Source organism: Microbacterium sp. (assembly GCF_026393345.1).
Lineage (GTDB): Bacteria > Actinomycetota > Actinomycetes > Actinomycetales > Microbacteriaceae > Microbacterium.
This window is the reverse complement of the sequence record NZ_JAPLAI010000028.1, coordinates 78,315-91,419: the sequence shown is the minus strand read 5'-3', so window position 1 is coordinate 91,419 and position 13,105 is coordinate 78,315. Positions and strand designations below refer to the sequence as shown.

Sequence of the window (13,105 nt, the reverse complement as noted above, 5' to 3'; positions counted from 1 at the left end):
TCGCCCCGGGCGTGGACTCGTACAAGTCCACCGCTCGGCGACGGAACTCGTCCGTGTAGTTCTTCCTGGCCATCCTTGGATTCTCGCTCCCCCCAGCATCGTGCTGGAATCAGCGTGTCCAAGATCAAGGGTCAAGCCCCGTTCCCGATCAAAGAGGAAACGGTCTTGGCCTGGGCAAGAAGCGCAGTGAGTTCGGCCGAGAAGCGGGCTGGCTTGTCCTCAACCGTCTCGTACGCGACCTCAAGGTCGTTCGTGCTGGACAGCATCGCGATCGCTGACGGGTTTTCGAGCACCGAGGCGAGGTGCTTTAGGTCAGGGTTTTGACTCTGAATGACTGGTGGGGTGTCACCCTGACCGTAAAGCCAGACCATGAGTTGATTTAGATGAGCAGCATGACTGTCGGGGATCGGATTGAAGCGCCCCGGGTTTCGTGGAGGCTCGGTTAGTTGGTTCCGGCCCCGGCGGGGACGTGTTTTCGAGCGTATTCGACCGCGGGCTGGGATGCCCAGTAGGTGGCCTCGGCTTCGGCGGGTGGGACGAGCCCGATCTCGCCGTGGAGGCGACGGTGATTGAACCAGTCGACGTATTCCGCGACGGCGATCTCGACGTCGCGGATAGACGCCCAGCCGCCCTTGGGTCGCATGACGGGGTTGCGGATGCACTCGGCCTTGAACAGCGAGTTGAACGCCTCAGCCATCGCGTTGTCATACGAATCGCCCTTCGAGCCGACCGAGGCCACGGCATCGGCTTCGGCGAGCCGCTCGGTGTAGCGGATCGCTCGATACTGGACTCCGCGGTCCGAATGGTGGATCAGACCGGTGGCGTCTTGCCCGGTGCGTTGCCGCTGCCAGAGGCCCATGTCGAGGGCGTCCAGGGCGAGGTCGGTGCGCATGTTCGTGGAGGTCTGCCAGCCCACCACGCGACGAGAGAACACGTCGATCACGAACGCGGCGTATACCCAGCCGGCGTGGGTGCGGATGTAAGTCAGGTCCGCGACCCAGAGCTGGTTCGGTGCCGTGGCCTCGAACCGCCGCTCGACGAGGTCCTCGGGCCGTTCGGTCTCCGCGCCCTCGCCGACCGTGGTCTTGCGGTTCTTGTCGCGGCGGATGCCTTGAATGCCCTCCTGCCGCATCAGCCGCTCGACCGTGCAACGCGCGACCGGAACCCCGCTGCGGTTCAGCTCGGCGTGGATCTTCCGTGCCCCATAGACGCCGAGATTGGCTTTGTGCGCGATGCGGATGTCCTCGATCAGTGCGGTGTCCCTGACAGCCCTGGCCGACGGCGGACGCGTCTTGGCGGCGTAGTAGGTGCTCGGGGCGATCTGCAGCCCTGCTTCGCGCAGCGCCTGGCAGATCGGCTCGACCCCGAACCGACCGCGGTGCCCGTCGATGTACTCGACGAGCACCGCGGTGGGCACCGCTACTTCAGCTTGCGGTCGAGCTCCGCCGCCGCGAAAAAAGCCGAAGCGGTCTTCAGGATCTCGTTCGCCCGACGCAACTCCCGGTTCTCACGCTCGAGGTCCGCGATCCGCTGCGCGTCCGCGGTCGTCACTCCCGCCGCGATGCCGCCGTCGACCTCCGCCTGCCGCACCCACGTGCGCAAAGCCTCGGGGTGGATACCGAGCTGGTCCGCGATCCGCTTGATCGCCCCGACCTTGCTCGCCGGGTCGCGACGCGCGTCCAACGCCAGCCGCGTCGCCCGCTCCTTCAGTTCCTCGCTGTACTTCCTCGGTGCTGCCATGACTCTCATCCTTCACAGGTTTGAGAGCCTCCATCACACCCGGGGCGCTTCAGATTCTCAGGCAGGAGCGTCCCAGTGTCCGTAAGACCGACGTATTCACGGAGACTGGGTCGCGTCAGTCCGGTGTAGAGGTGCGAGAAGGCGAAACGTCCTGAAATGGCGCCGCGATCGAAGCCTTGCCGTTCGCTCTGTGTCAATACGCGGTACCCGTTCACTAGGCGTACGACCGTATTGTGTGTATCGCCCAGCCGGCGACTAACTGTGGCTAGGTCGGGTTCTTCAGCAAGCCACTCCGCGGCGTACTTTGCCTTGGCGAAGGAGTCCCACTTAAAGGCTCCATTGATGTGCTTGAACCCTATGAAATCCCGAGCCTCCGCGCGCGTCTTTACGCGCCACACGGTGACAATGTCAGGGATACTCCCTGCAGAAATGTCTTTCGGGATCGTCTGACCGACCCGTTTCGCCAATGCTGGGTCGGAGAGCAGGCGCAACACGGCGAGCCGCCGGTTTCCTTCAATGACAACGTCGTCGACCTTCAGCACGTCGTCACGATCGAGCACGATCATGGGTTCGTAGTTCATCCAACCCGAACTGGTGATCGAGTCGATCAGTTCGGAGAGTGAGGCGTTATCGACTAGGTGCTGGATGGCCTCCTCTTCGTTCGCAAAGAGGTTGTCCGGCATGCGCGGATTGCGCAGGTCGAAGTTGAGGTCCGAAGGACTGGAGGTGTCCTCGCGAAACTGAGACATGGCACTCCCTAACGTCTACTTGAGACTAGCGGCGGCGAGACCCGGTGCACTGCTTCGTCGGCATAGGGCAGAGATCCGGTTGGCCACATCTTGGCCACAACCGGCCGCTAGGGGGAAGCGATTCTGTGATCACCGTGCACATCTGAGATAAGACACGGCCTGGGGAAGAGTCGCAGGCCCAGCTTGCGCTGCTCCTTCCAGCACGACTGAAAATCGTGAGGTCACGGGATCGACGCCCGTCGGAGCCACAAGGGTGATCATTACAGTCACCCTAGGAACCCTCGTGGAGCTTCTATCCGCGGGGGTTTCGCTTTGCCCTGGTGAGGGCTGGTTTTTTCACTGATGAGCAAGGCGCCGACCCCCGGACGTAAAGCGATCGAGGCACGACAGAGCGGCCGTGATGGATGGCGTCTCAGCACCCTCGGCGGTCGCCTGGGCCGGTCTGGGGCCGGTTAAGGTGCACGCCTACCGTCGATTTGGCGTTCCGGGTGAACATCTGGGCAGTCGGCGAGGCAGCACCACACATCGGATGCTCGATTGTCCCAGCGTCCGCCTGGTTGTCGCAGGCGCAGTCATCACAGGAGCAGTGAGCACCGCGGGCCGGTAAGCCAAGTTCAATGCGCTGATCGTCGCTGACTTCGGATGCGAAGACGACGTCATACTCGATCCCGCCAAGGACCACCACTCGGCCCGAGTCCTCATTTTTCATAACCCGCCAGTATAGGCGGTGCTCACGACGAGGATCAGTAAAGATTCAACTCGACGCATTCCGCCGAGGAGAGGACCTGATCGTGGTCAGCGGCCCGTGGCGTCGTCCAGCACGCCCGTGAGGTCAGCATGTGGCGTAGGTCCGCAACCAGGGCAAGGGGTCGGTTGCGGTGGTGCCGTCCTGGAGTACTTCGAAGTGGAGATGGGCGCCGAACGATCGGCCGGTGTCACCGGTGCGGCCGATGTATTGGCCGACACTGACAGTGTCACCGACCTCGACCTGTCGCGAGTCGTACTCCATGTGGGCGTACCGGCTGGAGACAGTTCGACCGTCGACAACGTGGTCGATGACGATGGTGACTCCGTACGCGCCGCCGTTGTCTGTCGCCACGCTGACAATTCCGTCGGCGATTGCTTGGATGTGGGCGCCGGCCCCGGGGACGAAGTCGGTGCCCTCGTGTAGCCGGCCGTCCCGCATCCCGAAGCCGTAGGTCATCGGCACGCCGACTGCGTACGGCCATTGCACCGCACAGTCCGGATTGTTCGTGAAGACCGCGCTGGAGTAGTTGGTGATGCCGACCGTTCCGGCAAGGTCTACGAGGGTTGCTGTGGAGTAGCCGTCGCGACTGACGACGGGGCTCGGTTGCGTTTGTGCGGGTGTGACGTAGGCCTGAATGTCTTCGCCGGGTACGCCGTCATCGGTGATGCTCGTGGGGTTGACGTGTTCGTGGGGGAGGGCTTCGGCGTCGACGGTCATCCCGATGGTCATCAGGGCCACGAGCCCGACCACGTGGGCGGAGAAGAACACTGCCCGGGTGCGAGAGTGCGCGGCGCCCTTCCGGGCTTCGGCCGGCTGCTGGCTAGGTTCGAACGACGGTGCAGATGCGGGCGGCCCAGGTGGGGCAGGCGCTTTCGGTGTGAAGGAGAACAGGCGTGCCGCGTGATCGAACGGGTCTGCCGGCGGTTCTGCATCAGGGCGACGGTGCGTGTTCGCACCCGTTGCGGTGGATGTCTGGGTTCGAGCGCGGGTCTGGCGTCGCGTCAAGACGGTATCGGGCTGTGGCGTCGTGCCCGTCTGGGCGGTGGTGGGTGTGGGGGTACGCAAAGGTGGAGTCTTTCGGGTGGGGTGTTAGTCGGGCAGGAGGGTGAGTCCGCTGTCGTCGACGACAAGGATGTCGCCAGCATCGGTCACCGTGATTGCCTGCGCGGCTCGATGAACAGTTCCGACGTTCACCCATTGGGTGGCGCCTGCAGTGCTGATCCAGATCGTGCCGTCGTTGTCGACGCCGATCAATCGCTGGCTGTCGGGGGAAGAAGCGATCGGGTACAAGGTGGGCGCATCGGGCAGCGGAACGAACGATCTGCCCCCGTCCGTGCTGACCTGCGGTCCTTGTTGCGTGCTGGCCACGATGCGACCCGTCGCGTCGACGGCGAGACCGAAAACGAGGAGACCGGCGCCGGTAGGCGTCCACGTGGCGCCAAGGTCCGTACTCGTCAGCAGCACGTTGTTATCGGTCGCCTGCCCGTAGAGGGTCCCATCAGGTCCGGCCGCGAGGGCGTGGAAGTCCTTCTCGCCGGTGAAAGCGACCGGATTCCAGGTGACGCCGCCGTCTGGGCTGCGGATGATGCCCAGGTTGCCTTCGCCCAGCTCTGAGGGGGTGCGAGCACCGGGGTGGCCGGAGGCAATGAGCTCCCCACCCACTGCGGTGAGACCCATCGCGTCCAGGTCATCCCGCCCGACGCGGGTGCCGAGCTGACCGTCCGCGGTGGCGGTGTAGAGGCCGTCGTGCGTGCCGAGCAGAAAGCCGTCACCGTCGAGGGCGGGCACGATGGCGTGCACGTGCGGCATCACGTCCGCATGGTCGGTGCCGGTGGAAGGCGGCACGGGCGCAGCGCAGCCGGTGAGAGACAGAGTGAAAAGCGCGACAAGGCTTACTGTCGCGCACAGGTGAATGCGCATACGCACCCTTTCGAGTCCGGGGTGACGGGCTCCCGCGATGGGTGCCCCTCACCGGGTGCGTTAGAGCTGTGCGAGCAGCTCCTGCATGGTGGCGATCTCCGCGGTCTGAGTTTCGACAATGGTCTGCGCCAATGCGACCGCATCTGCATTCTGGCCGTTATCGACTTCGTCTTGCGCCATCGTGACGGCACCTTCGTGGTGCATCGTCATCTGCTCGAGGAACAGCCGGGACGCGTCAGCTCCGGTGGCCGCGTCGAGGGATTGCATGTCCTCGTCGCTCATCATCCCGCCGCCGTGGTCCATGCCGTCCATGGACTCAGTGTCGCTGTCCGCGCCCCACTCTTCCAGCCATCCCTGCAGCTGCTCGATCTCGGGCTGCTGGGCAGCTTTGATCTCTTCGGCTAGGGTGACGACACCCTCGTCGATGCCGTCTTTGGCGAGGATCATGTCGGCCATCTCGACGGCTTGCTGGTGGTGCGGGATCATCATCTGCGCGAACGTCACATCCGCGTCGTTGAAGTCCGCCATCACTGCGGAGGGCGAGGAGCTGCTGCCGTGGTCCATTCCCGGCATGGATCCGGAGTCAGAGGTCGTCTCGCCAGCGCAGCCGGCAAGAGTGAGGGCGGTGGCCAGGGCAAGTGCGGCGGTCGCCGCGGTACGCATTTTCATCAGGGTTCTCCAAAGGGGGTACGTGAAAAGCGCGCTGGTCGGGTCGACCAGGCGTTAGGGCAGAAGAGCCCGGCAGAGTTGCCGAGGGCTCCACCGCATCACGTACGGCTAATGCAGAGAACTGTCAAAGAGGGCGGGTGCAGGCCGGGAGAGCCAGAAGCGGGACGGGCGCGCGGGCCCGGGCGAGGAAGAAGCGCTAACCACTGCTGTGCGCCGCGTGCGCGTGCCAGGAGCAGCACGGTGGCCAGCAGTGCGAGCACGCACGCCATCGCGAGCATGCCGGAATGACTGGTACCGCAGTCCGCGCACGACTCCTCAGCCGACACGGTGGTGGCGGCGTGGGCGTCTCCCGTCACGCTGGCCCCGGCCTGATCGGTGGTCATCGTGGCGTGGTGACCGGATTCTGCTGTGGCGTGGGTGTTGAGGGAGTGCATGGCTAACAAGCCGATGATGACAGCGCCGGTCAGAGCGATCAGCAGCAGCAGCGTGCGGGCCATAGAGCGGCCGGCACGCAGGTGCTCGGTGAGCGCGATCAGCGACATGTCACCTCCCTGGTCCCTTCTACGGTACGTCACCGCGATCAGCGGCCGATAACCGCGTCCGGGCTGAGATCCAGTCGGCGCAGCAGCTGCGCATTCAGGGCGACCACGATCGTGGACAGCGACATCAGGATCGCACCCACCGACATCGGCAGCACGAACCCGATCGGGGCGAGCACCCCTGCGGCCAGCGGCACGGATAGCAGGTTGTATCCGGCTGCCCACCACAGGTTCTGCTTCATCTTCCGGTAGCTGGCCCGCGACAGCTCTATCACCGACACCACCGACCGGGGGTCGTCGCTGGCCAGGATCACACCGGCGGAGGCGATAGCGACATCGGTGCCGGCGCCGATCGCGATACCCACATCAGCCTGCGCGAGGGCGGGGGCATCGTTCACACCGTCGCCGACCATCGCGACCTTGCGGCCCTCGCTCTGCAGCTGCTTCACCTTTGAGGCCTTGTCCTCCGGGCGGACCCCGGCGAAGAACCGATCAATTCCCAGCTCACCAGCAACGGACGCGGCGACCGCTTCGGCATCCCCGGTGATCATCACCACCTGCACACCCCGCTCTCGCAACGCGGCAACCGCGGCACGCGACTCAGGGCGGATCTCATCAGCAAGCCGCAGCGCACCGGCCACCGTCCCGTCAACGAGGACGTGCAGAATGATCGCACCCTCGGCACGCCACTCGTCAGCAACCGGCAGCTCCACCGCTCCTTCCTGCTCGAGCAAGTACGGGCCACCGACCTGCACGGTCCGCCCGTCCACCAGCGCCCGAACGCCGACCGCCGGGGAAGACTCGAAGTCGCGGGAGCCGGGCACCGTGAGGTGCTTCTCCTTGGCGGCGTTCACGATCGCCCGAGCGAGGGGGTGTTCGGAGTCCATTTCCGCAGCGGCGGCGAGAGCGAGCAGCTCGTCGGCGTCGATACCGCCAGCGGGGTTGATGGCGGTCACGGCGGGGGTGCCCTTAGTGAGAGTGCCGGTCTTGTCGAACAAGATCGCATCGACGGTGCGCATGCTCTCCAACGCCAACCGGTCCTTCACCAGAACCCCGGCGCGGGCGGCGCGCTCAGTGGCGATCGACACCACCAGAGGGATCGCCAACCCCAAAGCGTGCGGGCAGGCGATCACCAGGACGGTGATCGTGCGAACGACCGCATCATCCGGAAGACCCACCAGGGTCCAGACGATGGCGGTGATGGCAGCCGCACCCAGTGCGAACCAGAACAACCACCCGGCGGCGCGGTCGGCGAGCCGTTGCGCACGCGAGGAGGAGTTCTGCGCGTCGGTGACGAGCTTCTGAATACCGGCGAGGGCGGTGTCTTCGCCAACCGCGGTGACTTCCACCCGCACACCGGAATCGGTGGCGACCGTCCCGGCGATCACCTGGTCCCCGTCGCTGCGGCGCACCGGGCGGGACTCGCCGGTGATCATGGACTCGTCCATACTCGCCGAACCCTGCACGATCCGACCATCCGCGGGCACCCGCCCACCAGGCCGTACAACCACCACGTCCCCCACCAGCAGATCAGACGGCGGGACAGTCACGGTGGTGTCACCATCGACCTTCTCCGCCTCGTCCGGAAGGAGAGCAGCCAGCGAATCCAGGGCCGAGGTGGTCTGGGCAAGGGAACGCATCTCGATCCAGTGACCCAGCAACATGATGACGATCAGCAGCGCCAGCTCCCACCAGAAGTCCAGCTCGTGATCCAGCACACCCAAGCTGGCGCCCCAAGAGGCGACAAACGCGACGGTGATCGCGAGGGCGATGAGCAGCATCATCCCGGGCTTACGTGCCCGGAGCTCGCTGACCGCACCGGTCAGGAACGGGGCGCCACCCCACACATACATGACCGTCCCAAGAATCGGGGAGACCCACCCCACCCATGCGGCGTCCGGCAACGAGTAGCCGATCAGCATCGAGAACATCGTCGAGAAGCCGATCACGGGGACGGCAAGGATCAGCATGATCCAGAACAGTCGCCGGAACCGGGCCACGTGGTCGCCGTGACCGGCATGGCCGCCATGATCGGCGTGGCCGTGCGCGGAGTGTCCCGCAGCCGGTGCCCGCTCGTCGCTGTGACCGGCGTGGCCCATCGCCGCGTGTTCGTGCTCCGTGGTGGACGCGGCAGCGTGCCCGGTGGGCTCCGCGGGGTGCGTGGAGTGATCGTGCTGGCTCATCAGAGCCTCCTTCGTGCGTGGTGGGACGCTTAGGCCGGGATAGTGGTGACGGTGTACCCGGCCTCTTCCACGGCGGCTTTCACCTGCACCGCGTCGAGCGGGCTTGCACTATGGATGGTGACGCGGGATGTGCCGCCGGCGTGCAGGTCAACAGTCACGTTCTGCACACCGTCGATTCCGGAGAGTTCTTCAGTAACGTTGGACACGCAGTGCGCGCACGTCATCCCCGACACCAAGATCTCCTCCGCCACCGCGGTGTCTCCCCCAGCAGGAATTTCGATGGCGGTGGAAGCAGGCGCAGCGCAGCACGCGCAACTAGCGGTCGTGGCGTCTTTCAGGCCAAGGTCGATGCGGTCAGTCATGGTGTCCTCCAAGTGTGATCAATCGGGGTTCGTTAGGAACGGACCAGACGCGCGATCGCGTCGTTAGCTTCACGGATCTTCTCTGCGGCAACCTGCCCGCCTTCGGCGCTAGCCTCCGCGACACAATGGCGCAGATGATCGCCCAGGAGGGACAGCGCCACCGTCTCCAACGCCTTCGTCGCGGCGGACACCTGCGTGAGGATGTCGATGCAGTACTTGTCGTCATCGATCATTCGCGCGATGCCACGCACCTGACCCTCTATACGTCGAAGCCGCTGCTGAAGGTCGTCCTTGTTCGCGTCGTAACCGTTCATTTGCATACCGTACCCCCCTAGGGTATCGAACGTCTAGACGGCGGAGGAATTCCCAATTCATTGATACGCCGAAGCGCGCTGCTGACGGGAGGGAAGTTTTACGGCTTTTCGGCCCTGTCGTGCGCGGAGAACCTCCTTTTTCGGACGACGAGATCGTGGTGCGGCTGCACGACGAAGGGGAGGACGGTCGCCTGTTCAAGATGGCGAGCTGGTGAGCTCGCCCGCGCAGGTTGGGTTCGACCTTGATCCGGGGTTCGCCAAACGAGTTGCCGTCGTGCACCAATCGCGGTAGCGGTCTGGGCCGGTCCCGGGCCGGGAACTCGGTTGAAACCATCGAGAACCAGCCACGACCAACGGGCACGACTTTCGCGGAATCACGCGGCAATCGAGCACCAACTGACACCCACAAACCCGTGTCACACAACTGAAAATCGTGAGGTCACGGGATCGACGCCCGTCGGAGCCACTGGCCCTTTCTCTAGGCTTCTACTGGAGGAAGGGCCTTTTTTTGTGCCCGGGCATCGGTCTCGGCCGGCGGCCTCGCCCGACACAACCGCGGAGATTTTCCGCATCCCCCGCGAAACCGCGTCCGGATGCCGGAAATCGGGGCGATGTCCGCAGCTGTGCCGCACGACCGCCGCTCGGGGGTACTCCCGGTGCCTCCCGTCGTCCGTGCCGACGACGTAGCGTGGCGGCATGGGCGACATCCGAGCCGAAGCGCGAGAGTTCCTCAGTTCCCGCCGGGCGCGGATCACTCCCGAGGCAGCGGGCCTGCCGGCGTACGGCGGCAACCGCCGGGTGGCGGGCCTTCGCCGCGAAGAGGTCGCGATGCTCACCGGAGTTTCGGTCGACTACTACGTGCGCCTCGAGCGCGGAAATCTCGCCGGCGCGTCCGACAGCGTGCTGGATGCCCTGGCCCGCACGCTGCAGCTCGACGAGGCGGAGCGGGAGTATCTCTTCGACCTCGCCCGCGCCGCGGGGCCCTCCCGCACCCGAGCGCCCAAGCCCGCCGCCACCATCAACGCGTCGGTGCAGCAGGTGCTGGATGCCATCGGCGATGCGCCCGCCTGGGTGCGGAACGGCCGGCACGACATCGTGGCCACCAACCGGCTCGGCCGCGCGGTGTACTCCCCGTTGTTCGACGACCCGGCCCGTCCGGTGAACACCACCCGGTTCGTGTACCTCAATCCCGCAGCCCCGACGTTCTGGCGCGACTACGACCAGATCGCCCGGGACGCCGCGGCAATGCTCCGTCTCGAGGCCGGTCGCAACCCGCACGACGCGGCGCTGATCCGGCTCGTCGGCGAACTGTCGACGCAGAGCGAGCTGTTCCGCGAGCGGTGGGCGTCGCGGGATGTGATGTTCCATCGCAGCGGACGCAAGCGCCTGCACCATCCGGTGGTCGGCGACCTCGACCTGGACTACGAGTCGATGGACCTGCCGAGTTCACCGGGCCTCGTGATGAACGTCTACACCGCCCCGGCGGGCTCCCCCACCGCGGACGCGCTCCGGATGCTGGCGTCCTGGGCCGCGAGCCAGGACGCCGCCCCGTCTGAGCTGCAGCCCGACGCCTGAGCCCGCCCGACAGGTAACTCCGGTCAGTCGGCCGGCATGACCCGCAGCGTCGTCTGCAGCACGTCATCGCCGGTGATGGCCCCGACCGGCCCCGGCCCGAAACGGTCGTACTTGGCGTGCAGAGCCGCATCCAGGTCGTCCCGGACGGCAGGGTCGGCGAGCGCGAACGTGACGTCCTTCTCCACTCCGCCGGCACTGATGGCGCCGGTCCCGGCGCGGAGCGCGCGGCGGAACCAGCCATTGTCGGGACCGTGGGCGGAGCGAATGTAGAGCGCATCCCCGACCGCCGTGTGCCAGATCGTCGTGTACGGACGCAGGCTTCCGTCCGGGCGGCGAGAGGTCACCCGGAGTTCGGTGGCTCCGTCGATGCGGCGCAGTTCGTCGCTGTTCCAGTCGCTCATGTCGTCGACCTTTCCTGTCGGCTCAGAAGGTGAGCATGACCTTGAGGGCTTCGCGCTTGTCCATGGCGGCGTAGGCGCCGGCGACCTCATCGATGCCGACGGCGCGGTCGAAGACCCGCCCGGGGTCGATCTCACCGTTCAGCACCTGCTGGATGGCGGGCTCCATGTAGGCACGGACCGGCGCCGGGCCTCCGGTGAGGGTGGCGTTCTTACCGAACAGTGAACCGAATCCGATGGGCGCCTTCTCGTACTGCGGCACTCCCACCCGAGAGATCACACCGCCGGGCCGCACGATGCCGTACGCCTGCTCGTAAGCGGGCATGTGGCCTACGGCCTCGAGAACGATGTGGCTGCCCTCGCCGCCGGTGAGGTCCATGACCCGGGCGATGCCCTCCTCGCCGCGTTCGGCGACGACGTCCGTCGCGCCCCACTCGACCCCGAGGTCGGTGCGCGCGGTGTGGCGACCCATGAGGATGATGCGCTCGGCGCCCAGCTGACGCGCGGCGAGCACGGCCGACAGGCCCACGGCGCCGTCACCGATGACGGTCACGGTCTTCCCCGCCGACACCCGGCCCATGTGAGCGGCGTGGTACCCGGTGAGGTACACGTCCGACAGGGTGAGGAGCGAGGGCAGCAGGTCGCTCGTCTCATCGACGTCCGGCACGACGACGAGGCTGCCGTCCGCCTGCGGGATGCGGGCGAACTCGGCCTGCAGGCCACCCACCTCGGGGGTGCCGTAGAAGCCACCGTGCAGGCACGAGGTCTGGACGCCCTCCTGACAAAACACGCAGGTGTTGTCCTGCCACGCGAACGGCGCGATGACGAGGTCGCCCGGCCGGAGCGAGGTGACCGCGGCGCCGACCTCTTCGACCACGCCGAGGAGCTCGTGGCCCATGGGCTTCGGGTGATCTGTGTGCGCCATCGAGTGGTACGGATGCAGATCGGACCCGCAGACGCAGGCCCGGACCGTGCGCACGATGGCGTCGGTCGGGCGGACGATCGTGGGGTCGGGGACGTTCTCGACCCGGACGTCTCCTGCTCCGTACATCAGCGTGGCTTTCATCGGTTCCTCTCGGGGGGCGGTGCCGGATGCGGTGGCATCCGTCGCGTTTCATTCCACCCCATGCCGGAGCGGTCTGGGAGACCCTGGCGTGACAGGGTCCATCAGTGCCTCCCCCGCGTGCGCGACCGTGCGTAGCGTGCCGGTATGAGCATTCAGCCTTTCGTCCTCAACAATGGCGTCGAGCTGCCCCCGGTCGGTTTCGGCGTGTTCCAGACTGATCCGGCGCAGACGACCGCCGCCGTCGCCGAGGCACTGCGCGTCGGCTACCGGCACATCGACACCGCCGCGGCCTACGGCAACGAACGCGAGGTCGGCGAGGCCGTCGCCGCATCCGGCGTCCCCCGCGACGAGATCTTCCTCGAGACGAAGGTGTGGATCAGCGACTACGGCTACGACGAGACGCTCCACGCCTTCGACAAGGCGACCGGGAAGCTCGCCGTGGACCGTCTCGACCTGCTGATCCTGCATCAGCCGCTGCCCACGGCGTTCGACCGCACGCGTGCCGCGTACCGCGCGCTCGAGACGCTGTACGCGGACGGACGGGTGCGGGCGATCGGGGTCAGCAACTTCATGCCGGAGCACCTCACGACGCTGCTTGCCGAGGCCGAGATCGTCCCGGCGGTGAATCAGATCGAGGTTCACCCGTACTTCGCGCAGCGGGAGCTGCTCGACTTCGACACCGCGCACGGGATCCTCAACCAGGCGTGGTCACCCATCGGCGGCATCACGTTCTACCGTCCCGGCGGGACGGGGAGCACCCTGGACGACCCCACGATCCGCGCCATCGCAGACGCCCACGGCAAGACCCCCGCACAGGTCATGCTGCGCTGGCACCTGCAGGA

Annotated in this window: 14 protein-coding genes and 1 other annotated feature (1 of these 15 running past the window's edge); of the genes, 2 read left to right on the top strand and 12 right to left on the bottom strand. The window is 66.2% G+C overall.

Going from position 1 to position 13,105, the window contains the following annotated elements:
* Positions 1-131: 131 nt before the first annotated feature.
* From NT132_RS03470 to NT132_RS03425, 10 genes are all read right to left on the bottom strand, one after another.
* Complete coding sequence (locus NT132_RS03470; RefSeq protein ID WP_297784812.1) at positions 132-371, bottom strand: hypothetical protein; 240 nt, start codon at positions 369-371, stop codon at positions 132-134.
* Positions 372-442: 71 nt separating this feature from the next.
* Positions 443-1,740 (bottom strand): IS3 family transposase gene (locus NT132_RS03465; protein WP_297784810.1). Its coding sequence is split into 2 segments (ribosomal slippage): positions 443-1,461 and positions 1,461-1,740, totalling 1,299 coding nucleotides; the frame shifts between segments, so codons are not numbered across the junction.
* Positions 1,313-1,462: a sequence feature (AL1L pseudoknot), on the bottom strand. (Overlaps the previous gene by 150 nt.)
* A 5-nt stretch (positions 1,741-1,745) precedes the next feature.
* On the bottom strand, positions 1,746-2,489 hold the full coding sequence (locus tag NT132_RS03460; protein ID WP_297784807.1) for a hypothetical protein: 744 nt from the start codon (positions 2,487-2,489) through the stop codon (positions 1,746-1,748).
* Positions 2,490-3,321: 832 nt separating this feature from the next.
* Positions 3,322-4,005, bottom strand: a complete 684-nt coding sequence (locus tag NT132_RS03455) for a M23 family metallopeptidase (RefSeq protein WP_297784804.1) — start codon at positions 4,003-4,005, stop codon at positions 3,322-3,324.
* 321 nt (positions 4,006-4,326) lie between these two features.
* A complete protein-coding gene (locus tag NT132_RS03450; RefSeq protein ID WP_297784801.1) occupies positions 4,327-5,082 on the bottom strand; it encodes a F510_1955 family glycosylhydrolase in 756 nt (251 codons plus the stop codon).
* A 135-nt stretch (positions 5,083-5,217) separates the two neighbouring features.
* Entirely contained in the window at positions 5,218-5,826 is a 609-nt protein-coding gene (locus tag NT132_RS03445) for a DUF305 domain-containing protein (protein WP_297784798.1), read from the bottom strand.
* 98 nt (positions 5,827-5,924) lie between these two features.
* Positions 5,925-6,368, bottom strand: coding sequence for a DUF6153 family protein (locus tag NT132_RS03440; protein WP_297784795.1), 444 nt, complete (start codon positions 6,366-6,368; stop codon positions 5,925-5,927).
* A gap of 38 nt (positions 6,369-6,406) precedes the next feature.
* Positions 6,407-8,548, bottom strand: a complete 2,142-nt coding sequence (locus NT132_RS03435) for a heavy metal translocating P-type ATPase (RefSeq protein WP_297784792.1) — start codon at positions 8,546-8,548, stop codon at positions 6,407-6,409.
* A gap of 29 nt (positions 8,549-8,577) precedes the next feature.
* Positions 8,578-8,910 carry a heavy metal-associated domain-containing protein gene (locus NT132_RS03430; RefSeq protein WP_297784789.1) on the bottom strand — a complete coding sequence of 111 codons (333 nt, stop codon included), beginning with the start codon at positions 8,908-8,910 and terminating at the stop codon, positions 8,578-8,580.
* Between the two features lie 32 nt (positions 8,911-8,942).
* Positions 8,943-9,224 (bottom strand): metal-sensitive transcriptional regulator, encoded by a 282-nt coding sequence (locus NT132_RS03425; RefSeq protein ID WP_297784786.1) that lies wholly within the window; start codon positions 9,222-9,224, stop codon positions 8,943-8,945.
* 696 nt (positions 9,225-9,920) lie between these two features.
* Between NT132_RS03425 and NT132_RS03420 the strand changes: the two genes are divergently transcribed.
* The gene (locus NT132_RS03420; protein WP_297784784.1) at positions 9,921-10,799 is read left to right on the top strand and encodes a helix-turn-helix transcriptional regulator; all 879 of its coding nucleotides are present in this window, start codon (positions 9,921-9,923) and stop codon (positions 10,797-10,799) included.
* Between the two features lie 23 nt (positions 10,800-10,822).
* On the opposite strand, the gene NT132_RS03415 is transcribed toward NT132_RS03420, so the two are convergent.
* Complete coding sequence (locus tag NT132_RS03415) at positions 10,823-11,200, bottom strand: DUF2255 family protein (RefSeq protein ID WP_297784781.1); 378 nt, start codon at positions 11,198-11,200, stop codon at positions 10,823-10,825.
* Between the two features lie 22 nt (positions 11,201-11,222).
* Complete coding sequence (locus NT132_RS03410; protein ID WP_297784779.1) at positions 11,223-12,263, bottom strand: alcohol dehydrogenase catalytic domain-containing protein; 1,041 nt, start codon at positions 12,261-12,263, stop codon at positions 11,223-11,225.
* Positions 12,264-12,407: 144 nt separating this feature from the next.
* Between NT132_RS03410 and NT132_RS03405 the strand changes: the two genes are divergently transcribed.
* Positions 12,408-13,105, top strand: partial view of an aldo/keto reductase gene (locus NT132_RS03405; RefSeq protein WP_297784776.1) — the 5' portion only. The gene runs 202 nt beyond the window's last position; the window shows 698 of its 900 coding nt (coding positions 1-698); its start codon is at positions 12,408-12,410; its stop codon lies beyond the right edge, outside the window.

What these genes read in the sequence shown, in the direction of transcription:
- NT132_RS03430 (WP_297784789.1), bottom strand. Translation starts at nt 8,910, where the DNA reads ATGACTGACCGCATCGACCTTGGCCTGAAAGACGCCACGACCGCTAGT.
- NT132_RS03420 (WP_297784784.1), top strand. Translation starts at nt 9,921, where the DNA reads ATGGGCGACATCCGAGCCGAAGCGCGAGAGTTCCTCAGTTCCCGCCGG.
- NT132_RS03425 (WP_297784786.1), bottom strand. Translation starts at nt 9,224, where the DNA reads ATGAACGGTTACGACGCGAACAAGGACGACCTTCAGCAGCGGCTTCGA.
- NT132_RS03440 (WP_297784795.1), bottom strand. Translation starts at nt 6,368, where the DNA reads ATGTCGCTGATCGCGCTCACCGAGCACCTGCGTGCCGGCCGCTCTATG.
- NT132_RS03445 (WP_297784798.1), bottom strand. Translation starts at nt 5,826, where the DNA reads ATGAAAATGCGTACCGCGGCGACCGCCGCACTTGCCCTGGCCACCGCC.
- NT132_RS03435 (WP_297784792.1), bottom strand. Translation starts at nt 8,548, where the DNA reads ATGAGCCAGCACGATCACTCCACGCACCCCGCGGAGCCCACCGGGCAC.
- NT132_RS03410 (WP_297784779.1), bottom strand. Translation starts at nt 12,263, where the DNA reads ATGAAAGCCACGCTGATGTACGGAGCAGGAGACGTCCGGGTCGAGAAC.
- NT132_RS03470 (WP_297784812.1), bottom strand. Translation starts at nt 371, where the DNA reads ATGGTCTGGCTTTACGGTCAGGGTGACACCCCACCAGTCATTCAGAGT.
- NT132_RS03460 (WP_297784807.1), bottom strand. Translation starts at nt 2,489, where the DNA reads ATGTCTCAGTTTCGCGAGGACACCTCCAGTCCTTCGGACCTCAACTTC.
- NT132_RS03415 (WP_297784781.1), bottom strand. Translation starts at nt 11,200, where the DNA reads ATGAGCGACTGGAACAGCGACGAACTGCGCCGCATCGACGGAGCCACC.